General features: G+C 43.2%; 19 protein-coding genes and 1 tRNA gene. 5 read left to right on the plus strand and 15 right to left on the minus strand.

The annotated features are described in order from the left end of the window. Positions 1–81: 81 nt before the first annotated feature. From AC5ZC7_RS08935 to AC5ZC7_RS08945, 3 genes are all read right to left on the minus strand, one after another. Positions 82–657: an isochorismatase family protein gene (locus AC5ZC7_RS08935; RefSeq protein ID WP_496162834.1), complete on the minus strand. Its 576-nt coding sequence runs from the start codon at positions 655–657 to the stop codon at positions 82–84. 68 nt (positions 658–725) lie between these two features. Further along, complete coding sequence (locus tag AC5ZC7_RS08940; protein WP_496162835.1) at positions 726–1,508, minus strand: helix-turn-helix domain-containing protein; 783 nt, start codon at positions 1,506–1,508, stop codon at positions 726–728. 336 nt (positions 1,509–1,844) lie between these two features. Next, positions 1,845–2,174, minus strand: a complete 330-nt coding sequence (locus AC5ZC7_RS08945; RefSeq protein ID WP_496162836.1) for an SDR family oxidoreductase — start codon at positions 2,172–2,174, stop codon at positions 1,845–1,847. Positions 2,175–2,400: 226 nt separating this feature from the next. Between AC5ZC7_RS08945 and AC5ZC7_RS08950 the strand changes: the two genes are divergently transcribed. Further along, a complete protein-coding gene (locus AC5ZC7_RS08950) occupies positions 2,401–3,039 on the plus strand; it encodes a hypothetical protein (protein ID WP_496162837.1) in 639 nt (212 codons plus the stop codon). A 249-nt stretch (positions 3,040–3,288) separates the two neighbouring features. Here AC5ZC7_RS08950 and AC5ZC7_RS08955 read toward each other — a convergent pair. The 4 genes from AC5ZC7_RS08955 to AC5ZC7_RS08970 form a co-directional block, all read right to left on the minus strand. Continuing rightward, positions 3,289–3,362: transfer RNA gene (locus AC5ZC7_RS08955), tRNA-Pro, on the minus strand. A 228-nt stretch (positions 3,363–3,590) separates the two neighbouring features. Further along, complete coding sequence (locus AC5ZC7_RS08960) at positions 3,591–4,037, minus strand: SRPBCC domain-containing protein (protein WP_496162838.1); 447 nt, start codon at positions 4,035–4,037, stop codon at positions 3,591–3,593. A 296-nt stretch (positions 4,038–4,333) separates the two neighbouring features. Next, complete coding sequence (locus tag AC5ZC7_RS08965) at positions 4,334–4,864, minus strand: methyltransferase (RefSeq protein WP_496162839.1); 531 nt, start codon at positions 4,862–4,864, stop codon at positions 4,334–4,336. Beyond that, on the minus strand, positions 4,855–5,841 hold the full coding sequence (locus tag AC5ZC7_RS08970) for a helix-turn-helix domain-containing protein (protein ID WP_496162840.1): 987 nt from the start codon (positions 5,839–5,841) through the stop codon (positions 4,855–4,857). Before AC5ZC7_RS08970 ends, AC5ZC7_RS08965 begins: the two co-directional genes overlap by 10 nt. A gap of 155 nt (positions 5,842–5,996) precedes the next feature. Here AC5ZC7_RS08970 and AC5ZC7_RS08975 point away from each other — a divergent pair, with 155 nt between their 5' ends. Beyond that, positions 5,997–6,866, plus strand: a complete 870-nt coding sequence (locus AC5ZC7_RS08975; protein ID WP_496162841.1) for a hypothetical protein — start codon at positions 5,997–5,999, stop codon at positions 6,864–6,866. 87 nt (positions 6,867–6,953) lie between these two features. On the opposite strand, the gene AC5ZC7_RS08980 is transcribed toward AC5ZC7_RS08975, so the two are convergent. Beyond that, entirely contained in the window at positions 6,954–7,208 is a 255-nt protein-coding gene (locus AC5ZC7_RS08980; RefSeq protein WP_496162842.1) for a hypothetical protein, read from the minus strand. 143 nt (positions 7,209–7,351) lie between these two features. Between AC5ZC7_RS08980 and AC5ZC7_RS08985 the strand changes: the two genes are divergently transcribed. The 3 genes from AC5ZC7_RS08985 to AC5ZC7_RS08995 are packed head-to-tail and all read left to right on the plus strand — an operon-like array spanning position 7,352 to position 10,616. Beyond that, the gene (locus AC5ZC7_RS08985) at positions 7,352–9,166 is read left to right on the plus strand and encodes a serine hydrolase (protein WP_496162843.1); all 1,815 of its coding nucleotides are present in this window, start codon (positions 7,352–7,354) and stop codon (positions 9,164–9,166) included. Between the two features lie 44 nt (positions 9,167–9,210). After that, the gene (locus tag AC5ZC7_RS08990; protein ID WP_511911463.1) at positions 9,211–9,798 is read left to right on the plus strand and encodes a transposase; all 588 of its coding nucleotides are present in this window, start codon (positions 9,211–9,213) and stop codon (positions 9,796–9,798) included. Continuing rightward, entirely contained in the window at positions 9,786–10,616 is an 831-nt protein-coding gene (locus AC5ZC7_RS08995) for an IS3 family transposase (protein WP_511911597.1), read from the plus strand. The genes AC5ZC7_RS08990 and AC5ZC7_RS08995 overlap by 13 nt, the downstream gene beginning before the upstream one ends. Positions 10,617–10,709: 93 nt before the next feature. Here the strand turns inward: AC5ZC7_RS08995 and AC5ZC7_RS09000 are convergent, their stop codons facing one another. From AC5ZC7_RS09000 to AC5ZC7_RS09030, 7 genes are all read right to left on the minus strand, one after another. Next, positions 10,710–10,967, minus strand: a complete 258-nt coding sequence (locus AC5ZC7_RS09000) for a DUF4342 domain-containing protein (RefSeq protein WP_496159644.1) — start codon at positions 10,965–10,967, stop codon at positions 10,710–10,712. Between the two features lie 86 nt (positions 10,968–11,053). Continuing rightward, positions 11,054–11,965: a helix-turn-helix domain-containing protein gene (locus tag AC5ZC7_RS09005; RefSeq protein ID WP_496159643.1), complete on the minus strand. Its 912-nt coding sequence runs from the start codon at positions 11,963–11,965 to the stop codon at positions 11,054–11,056. Positions 11,966–12,037: 72 nt separating this feature from the next. Then, entirely contained in the window at positions 12,038–12,934 is an 897-nt protein-coding gene (locus tag AC5ZC7_RS09010) for an NAD-dependent epimerase/dehydratase family protein (protein WP_496159642.1), read from the minus strand. A 100-nt stretch (positions 12,935–13,034) separates the two neighbouring features. Further along, positions 13,035–13,808 (minus strand): isocitrate lyase/phosphoenolpyruvate mutase family protein, encoded by a 774-nt coding sequence (locus tag AC5ZC7_RS09015; RefSeq protein ID WP_496159641.1) that lies wholly within the window; start codon positions 13,806–13,808, stop codon positions 13,035–13,037. 87 nt (positions 13,809–13,895) lie between these two features. After that, the gene (locus tag AC5ZC7_RS09020; protein ID WP_496159640.1) at positions 13,896–14,711 is read right to left on the minus strand and encodes a DUF6597 domain-containing transcriptional factor; all 816 of its coding nucleotides are present in this window, start codon (positions 14,709–14,711) and stop codon (positions 13,896–13,898) included. Between the two features lie 294 nt (positions 14,712–15,005). Beyond that, the gene (gene msrA, locus AC5ZC7_RS09025; protein ID WP_496159639.1) at positions 15,006–15,497 is read right to left on the minus strand and encodes a peptide-methionine (S)-S-oxide reductase MsrA; all 492 of its coding nucleotides are present in this window, start codon (positions 15,495–15,497) and stop codon (positions 15,006–15,008) included. 87 nt (positions 15,498–15,584) lie between these two features. Then, the gene (locus tag AC5ZC7_RS09030) at positions 15,585–16,412 is read right to left on the minus strand and encodes a family 16 glycosylhydrolase (protein ID WP_496159638.1); all 828 of its coding nucleotides are present in this window, start codon (positions 16,410–16,412) and stop codon (positions 15,585–15,587) included. Positions 16,413–16,488 lie beyond the last annotated feature (76 nt).

The raw sequence follows: 16,488 nt of genomic DNA on the forward strand, positions 1-16,488 counted from the left end.
TTTTATACCATCCTGCCCTGTCTAGTCGTCCTGCCTGTACAATTTTCGAACTATTTTAAAGCTACTTGCTCGTCTAACTGTCTAATATTTAAGATTATAAGCAATCCAATCGTCTACCAGTAATACATCCGCATGACGGGGGAAAATTTTAGTAGTAAGCACACGGTGCACTTCCTCGTCGCCATCGGTGCAGCAATCGGCCAGTACTGTTAAACGATAGTCTTTATCAGTTGCTTCGCGTAAAGTTGACAATACTACACCGCTGGTAGAAAAACCGGTAAGTACCAGGTGCTGAATACCCCAAGCCCGTAAAATTAGTTCCAGGTCGCTACCTGAAAACGCACTTAACCGGCGTTTCATAACAGTAAGCTCTCCGTCTTGCGGAGCTAAATACGAGTGGAGTTTGGTAAACTCATTCATATTTACCGTGGCAAGGCGCTCTTTGACAGCAGCAACCCCCTTATTATTCGTGCTTACTTCTGGCGCACCTTGTCTAAAACCAACAGTTACATAAATTACCGGGATTTTATTTTCCCGCGCACTCGTTATGGCTTGCGCAACTTTGGGTAGCGAATCTGCAGCGTTGGGAAGAGTTCCAACTATTCCTGACTGTACATCCATTACAAGCAGGGCAGTGTTTTTGTTGTTTTGTTCCATTCCCTTTTATTTAGATTTTTTTTAAGGAACAAAAATCGGAAACACGAAAAAGAATAAATAGTAAAAAATCATTGATTTATTGAACCGGATGTGTTCTTAAAATAATCCAGGGGTGTTTTGCCAGTAAACATTTTGAAATCCTTTATAAAATGCGATTGATCAAAATATCCATAGTCATAGGCAATGTCAGATAAAGATTGATGGTTGTATTTTCTGTTGATTAAGCTTGTAAGCCGTACTATGGAAGAAAATTGCTTAGGAGATGTGCCTGCAGTTTTTCTGAACTGCTTTTCAAAGGCATCTAAGCTTACATTTAAAATTGATGCAAGCGCTCTTATTTTTATAGTGCCATTCGACGCCACTATTTTTTGAACAGCAGTTTTTATTAAATTATTAGAACGATTACTATTAAATAAAGAAAGCAGAAAGTTTTCAATAGTATGGATTTTTTGAAGATTATTACTGGCTTGGGCCAATTGTTCCTCAACACTTAAAACAACTTGCCTTGGAAGGAAATCGTACAATGATATACTAACTCCTGAAAAATTTTGCAAGGGTTCTTTAAAAAATAAAGCGGATTCACAGGGTTTAAATTTTACTAAAATTGTTTCTGTGTTCTTTGATAGAAAAATAGGTTTCACCGATTTTCTTAATCCTGTAATGGCGGAAGGCGGTAAGTCTTTTTGAATGTCATTTACCCAATAACTGTGTTGTCCGTTGCTTCTAAAAGATAGAATCGGTGAGGTTTCGGGAATTATAGCGTCTGAAATTGCTTGTTTGGTTTTTACAACCAAATAACTTTCAATATGGTTGCTTAGTATTCCTGTTGGTTTGTATATTTCGAAAATCATTTCTTATTATTGAGAATACGTAGTTGTATTCGAACTCCCAATTTACTGATTTTTAGCGTCGTATAAAATTAGTCTTTCTGCGACTACATCGATAAAAATAGGCGCAACTGGACACATTTCGAACTTATTGATTGATGATTTGGTCAAAATCGACACTTTTTATACTAATCACAGTAAAATTGCAAAAAAAAGTGATCTTGGACAGAAATTGAAAAAAATAAAGACACCTATTCAAATAGCCATTTTAAAAAGAAGGGCGGTTATTTAAAGCAACAAAAATCCCTGCTTCCAGAAGCAACAGGGACTTGAAAGAAACTTATACTTTGCAACCATTGTTTAAAAACCATACATACCACCCGAAACGGAGATCTGCTCGCCCGTGATCCACGCGGCATCATCGGAGGCAATAAATACGACAGCTTTTGCAATATCCCCGGGCTGACCTCTTCTACCAAGCGATGTGTTGGCAATAAACATTTTTTTATAGTCACTGCCTGCAGTGACGCCTGCGCTGGCTGCTCTTTCCGTTTCCGTAGCGCCCGGTAAAATAGAATTGATACGAACTTTTTTTGCGCCCATTTTTTTTGATAAAGCAATGGTGAAGGCATCTAAAGCCGCCTTAGTTGCAGCGTACAAAGGCTCCCGGAAGTGGGTATTTGCTTGCATCTGAACTGATATTGATAATCTTGCCGCTGTTATCGCCCAATAATTTTAAAGCTGCCTGGATAGTCAGGATAGGCCCTAATACATACAAAATGCGCATTACACAGTTTTTTGAAAACAACTGAGAAATAAAGCTCACCGGCTAATATTTAATATTTTAAAAACTGAACAATTGCATTTATTTTCGAGGTGGTAGTAATTTTGTACCGATTCTCTAAAATTGACATTCATGACAATAAAACATTACATTACAACCTTTTTTTTATTGACACTTATCAGTAAGATTAATGCACAACAAGTATTTGATTTCTATATACCGGAGCATCCATTTGTTGTAAGTACTTTTTGTAAAAATATTACGTTTCAAAACGATTTTAATCTAAAACGAAAAATTGTTTACCATAAAACTGATGCCGGCTATGATGTAATAAGTACCAAATATGAAAACGGAGATTTACGTTATGTAGAAACAAATTCAATCTCTTTTATTAATAACGAAGTACATTTAAAAGAAATATTTCGAAAAGATAATTCAGGGAATATAACACAAAGAAAATATGATACGACTAACGTAGTTCTGCTGAAAATTCCTCCAATGGGAAAAACAGTTAGCTGGACTTATCCTGATATTAATGGAAAAAATATTAGTTGTACTGCTTCATGGACTTCCCAAAATAGAGGTTATTCAAAAGTTGAAATAAAACCAACGCCAATCATCCAAGTATATAAAACAACTGAAAGTAAACCTGGTCAAATTATAATTGAATTTTATCAGAAAAATTTAGGATATGCGGGAACCACGAAAATGGGCAATGAAGGCGAATGGGAAATTATAGAACATTTTTGGGGTGGAAGTAGTAAAGAATAAAAAAATTTATTCCTGTAATAATTGATAAGTCTTCGTTGAAATTTATGTCAAAAAAGAGGCGTTGATGAACGTTAATACCACGAAAATTTAGAATTTTCATTATTTAATATTTAGGATTCTGTTCTAAGGGAGCAGCAACCGGAAACATAAATGAAGCATTCAAGCTAATTGCAAGTCTGAACAGCGTTATAGGTCAAAATAAAAATAAAAAAGGACAGGATGTTTTTTATACCATCCTGTCCAATCAAGTCGGGATGACTGGATTCGAACCAGCGGCCTCTTCGTCCCGAACGAAGCGCGCTACCGGGCTGCGCTACATCCCGAGAATGCTATAAATTTAATAACCCTTTTCTGATTGTCAAATTTTTTTTGCTTCCCGGGAAAGAATCACTGTGTAAATACTAATTATCTCTTCTGGCGGGCTTACCTGGGAACACCCGCTATTAAACAATTGAAACATTAAACGTATCGCCTTTTCACTAATGAAAAGGCGATACGTTTAATGTTCGGATCAAGTGAACTGAATACGAGCGGGGCGGCCGTCCCCTTTTTTACTTTTGAAATATATTCACTCCTTTGCCTGTCGTAATTAGGCTGAATAAACTTTTTTGAATAAGCGGCTCCCAGGTACCCGAGCAGCCATCATAGCATTCGAATGCCGGCACCAGTCCGTGATGCGTAAACGTGAGTTTGGTTTTTTCACCTTCTTTGGAAATATCAAAAGTTATTGTTGTACCAGTCCATTCTTCTTTATGTTGTACATAACTTAATTTACTGCCGGTGATCAGCCAGGTTACTTTTTTGTTGGGAATAATTTCTACTATTTTTTGCTTTGAATAATGAATGTCTTTTACCTCGTAGGTAAACTCATCATTGAGTTTATCGGTACCACCGGCAATTTCGCCCGGCCACCAGGCGCGAACATTGTTAACAGCATTGAATACTTCTGTGGGTGATTGATCCACCAGGATGGTCGTTGAGAAATCTTTCTCTTTCATGATCGTTGTTTTATTTTTTTGGGATGATGTAGATGTAATGGTTGCATTGTCTGCCGCAGTTTGTGCATTGCTTTGCAATGTAAATAAAAATACCGCTAAGCAGGCTATGAGCAATGTCCTTCTGGTATGAGCAGTAGTTATCAGCTTCGATTTTTTGTAGTTGGATGCTTTCATGTTGATGCTATTTTTTACGTTGCTTATTGGCCAAAGGTATGGCGTAATTCAGGGAGTGAAAGGGGGGAGAATGGACTTTCTACGGGGTGATTTGGACAGGCTGTTCTTCTACAAACGGTAGGTCAGATGGAACTGTTTCTTTCAAATAACGCTGCATACATACTCCCGGCACCATAAGCAGAAGGTCTTTCGCCAAGTTTCATCGCCCGGGCAAATCCCGCCTGGTGAAACAACGTTTTCAAGGCATTAAATGGCACGGGATAAGGTACCCATGGATTCGCCCGGGTAGTTTCATATTCTACGATTAAGAAAAAACTGTTCTCCCGCAGATGTGGTTTCACTTTTTCAATAAAGGCAGGTTTGTCTGCTACATAATGGAGCGCATTTGCCATCAGGATGCCGTTGAGCGACGATACCGGTAAATCATTTGTCACGAAATCCAGTTGCCCGGGTTGAATGATCACCTGCTGTGGATTTGGTAAGGAGGACAATGCCGGTTTATTTTTGTCTAAAGCATAGATGGTGCTGCCAGTTGTCAGATAGTGCGCCAGGGCATAGGTGAATAATCCGCTACCGCATCCCAGGTCAGCCCAGGTGCCGGTAGGAGGGATCGCATTATTTTGAATGAGTGCGATAGCATCTTTTATATCCATGACATCTCGGCCGTTGCTTTATGAAATTTTTCTTTATAGTCTAAGGGAGATAAACCTGTTATTTTTTTGAATACTTCCCGGAACGCTTTTTCGTCTGAATATCCTACATCTATCATTACTTCGAGAACGCTCTTATTGCTTTTTTCCAGCGTACTCTTAGCCACTTCCACTTTTACGCGTTGCAGGTATTCAACGGGGGTATTGCCCGTAGCTTTAATAAACCGCCTGTCGAAATTTCGTCTGCTGGTAGCCAGTTTGGAGGCCAGTTGTTCAAAAGAAATCCGCTCGCCCAGGTTTTCTTCAATATATGTTTGTGCCTGGGAAATTAATTCATCACCATGATTCTTTTGCACCTGGAAAATCCGGAAAGGTGACTGGGAAGAGCGTTCAATATCAATCTGAAATATTTTCGAACAGTAAACGGCGGTAGCCCGGTCGAAATATATCTCCACGAGATAAAGGATCAGGTTTAAAAAAGAGTAGCCGCCACCGTTAGTATAGATCCTTTGTTCAGCAGTAATCAGGTGATCGGGTTGCAGCTGCACGTTTGGAAATAACTGGCTGAAATTGGCAGATAAACGCCAGTGTGTGGCACAGCTTTTACCGTCCAGTAAGCCGGTAGACGCCAGCAGGAATGCGCCCGAGCACATACTGGCTATTTCGGCGCCGCCTTTATATTGTGTTTTGATCCAGTTAATCAGCGGCCCGTTTTTCTGTATAAGCTGATCATCGTAGTCTACAGACGGGATAATGAGTAAATCCGTTTTGGCGATGTCGCCCAGGTGGGTAGGACGTACAGAAAAGAAACCGTGGTCTACTTTCAGTTCTTTCACAAATCCGGCAATATGTATTTCCATGAGCGGAGGATGCCCTATTGCCTGCCAATAGGCGTGGGCGCCCTTCAATATTTCAAAAGAGCCGGTAATACTGCTCAGGTTAATGCTGCCGGAAGGAACCACAATGGTAACATGTTTCATGGATAAGCTTTTGACAAATATACACATTTTATAATGTCCAAAATGCCCCGAAATAATGTATGTTTAGCAGGAAGGGACGTGGCTGTAAGCAGAGGGCATCCGACCGCAATAAGATACCTTGTACAGCGTTATTCAGGACACAGCAACAAATTGTTATGCAGGAGTTTATTTCTGACAGGCAGTCCTACATGGATGCTATTGCAAAAGATACCACGCTGTATGACGAAATGAATTTTGAGGACCGCAGTGAAGCGATCGAGGCGATCGCGGAATGTTTGTCGGACCCAATGATGAACGCCATACAGCAGCAGGCTTTACAGCTGAGTATAGTATTGGAAGAAGTGAATAGCCAACTGTATCAAAAGCTGAAATCAATGATCAGGGGAGGCGCCTGCCGGGGGCCTGCTTTTAAAGCGTTGGTGGACACATATGTTCCCTGCTCCTCTGCCACCTCGTCTGTTGTACCAGGCTATGATAACCTGGATCTCTTTATCAACGGACTTTCCCTATTCCCTGCCATGCCGGAACAAACCAGGGAGCTGGAACCGGAAATGGTTTATTATCAGAAAACACCCGCAAGGATTGTTTTTGAGCTGGTAGAGCAATGGGCATTCAAATCATCCGATGTATTTGTGGACATAGGAGCGGGGCTGGGACAGGTAGCCATCCTGGTGCATTTGCTCACCGGTATCCGTACCTGCGGAATAGAACTGGAACCGGCTTTTTGCGAGGCAGCTGCCAGCTGCGCTGCGGAACTGGGCTTATCGGATGTTTCTTTTATCAATACAGATGCGCGACAGGCAGATTATACCACCGGTACGGTGTTTTTTATGTTTACCCCCTTTACCGGAGAAATGATGCAGGACGTATTGGCATTGCTGCAAAAGGTATCCCGGCAACGGAAAATCAGCATTATTACCTATGGCCCCTGTACAGCACAGGTGGCGCAACAAAGCTGGTTGAGCACCCCTACACTTTCAGATAGCCGTCACTGTTATAAGCCGGTTTTTTTCAGCAGTTTTTAATGTAGGGATATCACACTTAAATCGCGATACCAGGTGATTTTCGCCTTATCCCGGACTTCTATTGCCTATGATGGGGATGATCATCCATTAATTCATGCCAATAGCATCTGATAGCTGCTGCTCCAGCTGTAAATAGGCCGGCGGACAAATATTCCGGTCCGTAATTTTGAAATTGATGCCATCTGCGGCCTGCATATGGAAACGTATCTGCGCATTATTATAGGGAGCATACACCTGGTACAATTGCTTTTCGCGGATATTTACCGGGTGCATATCAAACGTTACTTCCTGGTCTTCCACCTGTGCGGAGAAAGTGAATTTTTTTATTACGGGTATTGCCATCGTTAATTTGTGCTAAAGTTGGAGCGCGAAGGTCTGGTATTAAAACAGGAATTACAAATCTTATCCATCATCATAAATATCTGTCCGGATACTTGTGGAAGTCGCTTATTTACCGTAATCTTATTGAGTAATAACATAACCCGATGAAAGTCTCTTTTGTACGCTTGGGCCTCAGTACCCTTTTTTGTTTAGGCCTGATGTCCCTGGCGAATGCCCAAACCCCCGCTCAGAAATTGGAAAAAATAGATGCCGCCTTATCAGACATACTGAAAGAGGAACACGGTGCCGGGTTTGCCATCGCTGTTGTAGAAAAAAACAAGGTGGTATTTACAAAAGGCTTTGGCTTTCGCGATGTAGCGGGAAAGCTGCCGGTTACGGCCCACACGCAGTTTGCTATTGGCTCCTGCACGAAAGCATTTACCAGTGCATTACTGGGCAACTTACGCAAAGACGGGAAAGTAGATTTTGACAAACCAGCTACTACCTATTTACCGGCGCTCGACTTCTCCGATCCGGCCCTGAACTACCAGGTGACTTTACGCGATATGATGTGTCACAGAACGGGCTTTTCCCGGTACGACCTGGCCTGGTACTTTTTCAATACCAGTTCCCGGGATACGCTGTTACAACGTATGCACTATATGAAACCTACGGCGCCGCTGCGTAGCCGCTGGCAGTATAACAACTTCATGTTTATGGTACAGGGCATGGTAGCAGAACGGCTCACCGGGCAATCCTGGGAACAAAATATCAGCAGCCAGATTTTTCAGCCCATCGGGATGAGTGAATCGTCTATTGGTACGGTGGCTTTAGCTGCCGCACCGGAACCATCGCGTGGCTATACTATAGACAAAAATGATAAGGGCGTAATAACGATTAAAGAACAACCCTATCGCCCTATTATAGCCATGGGCCCGGCGGGCGCAATCAACAGTACTGCTACGGACATGGCGAAGTGGCTTATTACCTGGATAAATGGCGGTAAGTATGCACAAAAAGAGGTGCTACCGGCTGATTATGTAAAGGAAGCCATTTCCTCGCAAATGATTATGGACGCCGGTGCACCTACTCCGGAAAAGCCATATGAACAATTTGGTAATTATGGCTTGGGCTGGATGCTTTTTTCCTATCGGGGGCATTACCGGGTAGAACATGGTGGAAATGTAGATGGATTTACCGCCCTGACTACCTTTTATCCCATTGATAGTATTGGTATCGTGGTACTCAGTAACCAGGCCGCTTCCCGGGTTCCCGCCAGGGTAATTAACGCGGTATCGGATCAACTGTTTGGCGTAGCCGCTCCCGCTAAAAAGAAGCCCCAACCCGAAGGAGGAGATACCAGCAAACCTTATGTGGATCCTAATTTCAAACCACATCCGGCTACCCACCCGATAACCGCTTTCACGGGCGTGTTTAAAAATGATGCATTCGGTAGCCTGAATATTTACCGGAGATCCGATTCCTTGTTTGTATGGCTGCCAGATATTACCTGGTACCTCCATCATGAAGACTATAACATTTATTCCCCCTACAATGCTACGGATACGGTGATTGATCCGCGCTATAAATCCAATATGCGCCTGCAGTTTTTGATGAATAGTACGGGAGATATTGACCGCGTGGGTTTCTCCTATGATCCGGCCGGAGATCCGGTGATCTTCGATAAGCAATTGTCTAAAGTTGAGCTGGATGCAGTTGCTTATGAACAGCTAACAGGCATTTACCGTATATCCGGTACCGCTATTACGATCAAATTATCGGATGCGAAAGTACTGTTGATGGAAGTGCCGGGACAGCCTACCTACACACTGGAACCTGTGGATAAAGATGTGTTCAGCTTAAAGGGCCTGAAAGGATTTAAAATACAATTTGTCAGGAATGACAAGGGGCAGGTAGTGGCAGTGATATCCATTCAACCCAATGGTAGTTTCCGTGCAGAAAAGGATATGAAAAAATAGAAGCAGAAAGCTATTATAGCGAATGATTAAAGCGTAAGAATGAAATGCCCCCTAAAAGTTGGACACTTTTAGGGGGCATTTTTATGGCAGGAAAGATTAAATTCAGTTTAAACCAGAAGCTTCGAGCCGTGCAGGCCGTGCTTTCAGGTAAGGACCATATAGCATCAGTAGCTCGCAAGCTAGGAACGACCGATACATCGGTGCATCGGTGGTTACATCTTTATAAGTATCATGGTGTAGCCGGATTGAAACCTCGTGCGGGAGTGATTTATAGTGGTGAGTTTAAACTGGAGGTTATCCGAACAGTATTCAAAAAGCGATTATCTTTATTGCAGGCGGCGATGATATTCGGAGTCGCGCAAGATCATACTGTTGGTCTATGGTTAAAACAATATGAACGTGAAGGGGCCATAGGTTTACTTAAAAGTAAACGAGGATCAAAAAAGAAGCAAATGGCAAAAAAGAGTAAATCCACAGAGGTAGCAACGGACCCGGATACGGCCAAACTAGCCGCTTTAGAAGCTGAGTTACAATACCTTCGAGCTGAAAATGCACTTTTAAAAAAGTTAAAGGCCTTAATTCAAAAAGAACAAGCCGGTCAAAGCAAACGGCAGAAGCCATCAGGGAATTAAGGCCGCTTTATCCATTAGATTTGCTGTTAAAAGCAGCGGATATGGCACGTAGTAGCTATTATTACAATTTGAAGTTATTAACCCAGCCTCAAAAGCATGCTGCATTGCAAACTGAGATAATGACCATTTACAATCGGCATAAAGGCAGATATGGCTATAGGCGAATAACAAGGGATATACGGCAATCGGGGAGATCTGTTAATCATAAGACGGTATTAAAAATCATGCGATCGGGTAATATTAAAAGCCTGGTCAGAATGAAGAAGTATAAGTCATATAAAGGAGAGCAGGGTAAAATAGCTCCTAATCTGCTAATGCGTGACTTCAATGCCGAAAAGCCTTACCAGAAGTGGGTCACAGATATAACAGTATTCTCTGTTGGGGGTAAAAAATTATATCTTTCTCCAATTATGGACCTGTATAATGGAGAAATAATGAGTTATAATATATCAGAACGGCCAACGTTTGGTCAAATTGTTGATATGCTGCAAAAAGCATTTTCCCGGCTACCGAAGAAAAGCAATTTGATATTACACTCTGACCAGGGTTGGCAGTATCAAATGAAGAAATATCAGACAATTCTTCGAGACAATAAGATCAAACAAAGTATGTCTGCAAAAGGAAATTGTCTGGACAATGCCGCTATGGAAAGCTTTTTCGCTATCCTCAAAACAGAACTATTTTATCTTGAAAATTTTGATTCGCTATCAGCTTTAAAGCAGGGGTTAATTGAATATATACACTATTATAACAACGATAGGATTAAATTAAAACTAAACGGCTTGAGCCCAGTTAAATACCGAACTCAAGCCGCATAACTTTTTAACATTTAAAAAAACGTCCAACCTTTAGGGTGCACTTCAGAAAATCCGCGTTGAGCCTTCGCTATAATAGCTTTATGCTTTATGCTTTCAGCTTTCTGCGTCTTTCGGAGCTTCTCTCTCCACCTCAATACTGCATTCGCCAATCAACGCGGCTACCGCACCGATAGCTGCCAGCACCGGGGCAAATAGTACCCCTACTACACCGATCGTAAGTGGAAAGGACATCAGTTCTTTGCCGTCTTTATCAGTAATTGTAATTTTCCGGATATTACCTTCTGCTATCAGTTCCTTTACTTTTTTTACCAGGTTTTCACCGTGGAGGGTAAACGTTTCTTTTGTGGTCATAATGATATACTTTAACATCAAGTTATCGAAAATTGCGTAATATCAGGCCGGCCATCGAAAGAAAATTTACGGGCTGCTGTTAGCCCTCAGTTAAATCGTTGCCGGAACTCCATCGGGGTAACATTGGTTTTCTTCTTAAATAATTTATTGAAAGATTGTGGATGCTCAAAGCCCAGTTCATAAGCAATTTCACCAACAGACAGGTCTGTGGTGCTGAGTTTTTCCATGGCTTTGTCGATCACCTTCTGATGAATGAGCTGTTGCGTATTTTGCCCCGTCAGCATTTTGAGCAGGCTACGCAGGTAAGTGGGAGAGAGGTGGAGCTGGTCAGAAATATACTGCACCGTAGGAAGACCTTTACTGATCAGGTCTGGCGTATCAAAATAATCCTGCAATAGTTTTTCCAGTTGTTCCAGTACCAGGTGGTTTGCCTTGTTCCGCGTAATGAACTGGCGCTGATAAAAACGATCCGCGTAGTTCAGCAGGGTTTCGAGTTGGGATATAATAATACTTTGACTGAACTGATCGATGTTGGTATGATATTCCTGTTGAATGTTATCGATGATCTGCCGGATTTTTAATTCTTCATCTCCGGAAAGAAACAGTGCTTCATGCACCGCATAATCAAAGAATTCATATTGCTTGATGGCAGCCGCCAAAGGCGTATTCCAGAGGAAATCCGGGTGTATCAGTAACATCCAGCCGGAAGGATTTTGATAGCCTTCTTCTCTTTCAATTCTTAATACTTGTTTAGGCGCCATGAAAAACATGATTCCTTCATCAAAATCATAATCCTGTTGCCCGTACCGGTACTTATAGTTCATCCCTCTTTTAATAGAGATATTGTAAAAATCGAAAATCAGGCTTTGGCTGCCCAGCTCAGGAGCATTTTCCATATCATCGAAATTGATCACACTGATCAGCGGATGTTTGGGCTTGGGTAATCCACGTAAGGTATGATAGGCCGATATGGTTTTGATGTGAAGCGGAGTAGTCATGATAATATCAGTTAATAAACCTGGAGGCGGCGGTACCAGCGGCGCCGCCGCCTCCAGGTAAATGTACGTGTTTTACTTGTTTGCCGGGAAGTAGACATCTCCCTCCATATCTTCCAGCAGGGTACCGTGCTGGGGAGTCCAGCCCAGGCTGCGTTGGGTGATATCACTGGAGGCCAGGTTGTTGAACCGGGCAAAGTGAGAAAACCAGGTAAAGTGGTCTGCTACTTCTTCCGGTTGCAGGGAAACTACCGGCAGGTTTAACTTTTTCCCGATGATGGTGGCAATGTTGCGAAAAGGAACACCCTGTTCCGCCACCGCATGATAACGCGTACCTGGGGCCGCTTCTTTTTCCAGGGCCAGTCGAAGTAATCGGGCTGCATCCAGCTTATGTATGGATGGCCATACGTTGGCCCCGTCCAGGATCATGGCTGACTTCCCTTTTTCTTTCGCAATACCGGTCAGCAAGGTGATAAAGCCGGGGTCGTTTTCGCCGTGTACAATGGAGAGCCTAATTACCACGGTATGAACACCTTTCTCCGCCAGCCTGTCTGCTGTCTTTTCGGAAATAGTACGCGGCGCGGCTTCCTGTGTAATGCGGTCTTGTTCAGTCACCAGCCCGTCTTTGTGAATGATGGCTGTTCCGGAAGCAATCAGCAACGGGCGCTTTGTGCCCATCAACACTTCTCCCATTGCTTCAATCGCTTTTTCATCAACGGCGCACATGGCGGCGAAATTTTTAAAATCATGAATAAAGCCCAGGTGAATAACACCATCGGCAGCGGCGGCACCTGATTTCAGGCTGTCGAGATCGGTCAGGTCACCCCGGTGCGGGATAGCGCCGAGCGCTGCTATTTTTTCGGCTGCTTCCGCTGAACGTGCCAGCCCTACTACCTGGTGTCCGGCTGCCAGTAGTTCTTTCACAACGGGCATACCAATGAAGCCACTGGCTCCGGTTACAAATACTTTCATCTGTTTGTGTTTTTGTATCACAAAATTGACCGGAAATTGTTTGGTATTTGTAGCCGGAACGCTGCTTGTTGTAGTCAAAAAAATAACTGCTGTGCTGCTGTCAGAGAATAGGTGAAAAGCTATTAGCCGCCACCATTTCATGGGAAAATGCCACCGCCTGGTCATATACCTTACTGAATAAGAAAGGTCCCATACTGGCCCGTCGTACGCCTGCCTGTTGCAGTACGTCGAATTCGGGTAATCCCGGTATACACATCACATTCAGCGGCAATGACGTGTTACGGACAGCCAGGGTAATATCTGCCGGTACACTGATGCAGGGAAGAAAAATACCATCTGCCCCATTATTTTCATATAATTTCAACCGGTCTATGGTTTCCGATTGTTTGTCCGTAACGTTCAGCAGAAACGTATCGCAACGCACATTTACAAACAGGGATAAATTTTCTTCGCGCAGCTTTTGTTTGATATAGGCAATTGTTTGCGCAAATACCCGGGCATCTTTCAGTACCCTTCCATTGGGTAATATCTCCGAGTCTTCGATGTTAATCCCTGCCACACCCAGTTGTACCAGTTGACGGATGTTGTCGAAAATGGCTTCATTCGTGTTGCCATATCCCATTTCCAGGTCTACCGACAAAGGCACCTGTATCACTGATAATATCCGCTTAATCATAAAAAGATAATCGCTGAATGGCATTTTTTCACCGTCATCATAACCCAGGCTACCCGCTACCGCCGCACTGGACGTAGCTACTGCGGGGAAATTAGCTTGCTGAAAGCCAGCAGCGCTTTTAGCATCCCAGGCATTGGGTATTACAAATAAACGGTCGGAATGGTGTAAATCCCTGAACTTTTCGAAATTGGAAGACATGTTGAATAAATTTGTGAGTTGATTTGAATCATTAACAACACAAAATTATTCCGGGTGGAGCGGCAGAAATTGTACAAATCGGAACAATTAATTATGGGCCACGGCAAGGGTAACAGGGGAGGTTTCCCGCGCATAGCCGGAAGGGGTATAGCCGGTAAATGATTTAAATTCCCTTATAAAATGCGACTGATCAAAATAACCACAGTCGTATGCAATATCCGTTAATGATACTTCTTTTTTCACCAACAGCTGTAAACTGTGCTGGAAGCGGTTAATCTTGCTGTAGAGCTTGGGCGTAAGGCCGGTATATTGTAAGAATATTTTTTGAAGATAACGGGACGTGATACCATAACGGGACGCAACATTGTCGATGTTATCAAAGAAATCATATTGCCGTATTTCATTCATCACCTCGCTCACAACAGCTATTTTACTACCAGTTTGAGTAGAGATCGCCAGGCGCTGCAACAGAAAGTTTTCTACCAGTGTAATCCGTGTATGCCAAACCGTTATATCCAGTAATCTGCCGTAGAGCGCCTGTACTGCCCTGTCGGAGCAGTCGCGGAAATCGATGACCTGGTTGTTAAACAGGTCTACCGGATCCCGCAGGAAAACCGCGGCAGCATGCGGATAGAAACGGATGCCCAGCATGACGTTCCGTCCGGCCGATTTAATGGGTAGCGGCCGGGTAATTTGTCCCCATAATTCAATAGGTGGGGTGGTCACAAAAGTATTGTTAGCAGCTGTTTGCCAATGTCCGCTGCCAAGGTTGAAGATAATTTCCACGCATCCACTGGGAAACACGGTGTCGTCAAAAGCCGCGGTGGTATCCGACTCGTAGATGTAGTAGCATTTTATATAGGGGGCTAATGGTTTGCAGGGCTTTATTTCATTATATCTCATGGCAGATGAGGTTAAGCACAGTATTACTAAAGATACGTAAAGGAGCTGAAAGCATAAAGCGGAAAGCTATTTTGGGGGATGATCAGTGCGGATTTTGTCTTTGTACAGGATTAGACTGATTATACTGATTTTATTGATTTTTTTTTTGGGGAGATAGATAAGAAGAGGGAAGATAGATAAGCTATGCACTTATCTGTCTTCCCTCTTCTTTTTTAATCAAAAAATAAAATCAGTATAATCAGTCTAATCCTGTACAAAGACAAAATCCGCACTGATCATCCGCCAAAATAACTTTTAGCTTAATTTCCAATCCGGCCGCTCAAAATGGCAGGTGTATCCATGAGGATGTTTCTGTAAATAGTCCTGGTGTTCTTCTTCTGCGTTCCAGAAATCGCCTGCAGGAACTACTTCCGTAATAATTTTGCCTGGCCATTTCCCCGAGGCCGTCATCTCCGCAATTAATGCGTTAGCGGTGGCCTGCTGCGCTTCATTGAGGAAAAAGATGGCAGAACGGTAAGAAGTACCGATGTCGTTGCCCTGCCTGTTTTTAGTGGTAGGGTCATGAATCTGGAAGAAATATTCCAGGAGTTTACGATACGATATTTTTTCCGGATCAAATGTAATTTCAATGCCTTCCGCATGTGTACCATGATGGCGATAGGTGGCATTGGGTACATCGCCGCCGGTATATCCCACTACGGTATGCAGTACACCTGGCTGGTGACGGATCAGTTCTTCCACACCCCAGAAACAACCGCCGGCAAGAATGGCTTTTTCACTACCCATATAACTGTTTGTTTAGATTTTTATGTCGGCCCAATGTGGCCGACAGCTTACGAAAATAAACATAATCCGGGATACCCGGAAATCGCCTTACTGGTAAACTTTTACCCAGTCAACAATCATTTGTACCGGTAGGGTGCCGGGGGTTACTTTACCTACCCAGTCGCCGCCCAGTTGTTGATCTATCAGGATATAGAAAGGCTGATCATACGGCCATTGGGAAGGATCTACGCCTTTCACACGGGGATAGGTAAACGTATCTTTTCCATTTACGGTAAATACGATGCGGTCGGGATACCAGCTGATGCCGTAGGTATTGAAAGCCAGCGGGTTTACAGCAGCGGTGCCTCCATGCGGCGGATTCGCAGTTTGTTTCAGGTCCAGCGTGTAATAAGAATGGGTAGTTTGATAAATAAGGGAGTCGTAGTTCAGGTGCTCCATGATATCAATTTCTCCGTTCCGGGGATATTTGCCGTATTTCTCTGTTTCCGCCAGCATCCACATGGCCGGCCAGGCGCCTCTGGCGCATTCCAGTTTGGCCCGAATTTCAATTCTCCCGTACTGGAACGCAAATTTCCCTTTTGTATAGATACCGCCGGTGAGGAAAGGGCGGGGATCTTTCTGTGTATCAGGATTGTTAATGCCGCGCAGGTATATCTTACCACTATCTATCCGGTAACATTGATCATCACTGGTCATATGTTTGCCCCAGGCAGCATTATTGGGCGGAATACGGGTCCATTTGGTGGTATCCAGCGCAGGGCCATTGAAGTGGTCCTGCCATACCAGTTTCCACTGCTTATTTTCCCGACCTGCTTTTTGTGTATAGATGTATCCGTTTTTACCTTGTCGTTCTGTAACCTTACATGCGGAAAAGGCTGCTAAAAGAGATAGCAGGAGCAATGCATTCTTTTTCATGATCACCGGGTTGTTTTTCCAACTGCTTTATTGCAGGTGGCGTGCATGCAAATATAATGGCTGCCACCTGGTTTGT

The sequence above is a fragment of the Chitinophaga sp. 9-1-y genome (assembly GCF_059511905.2).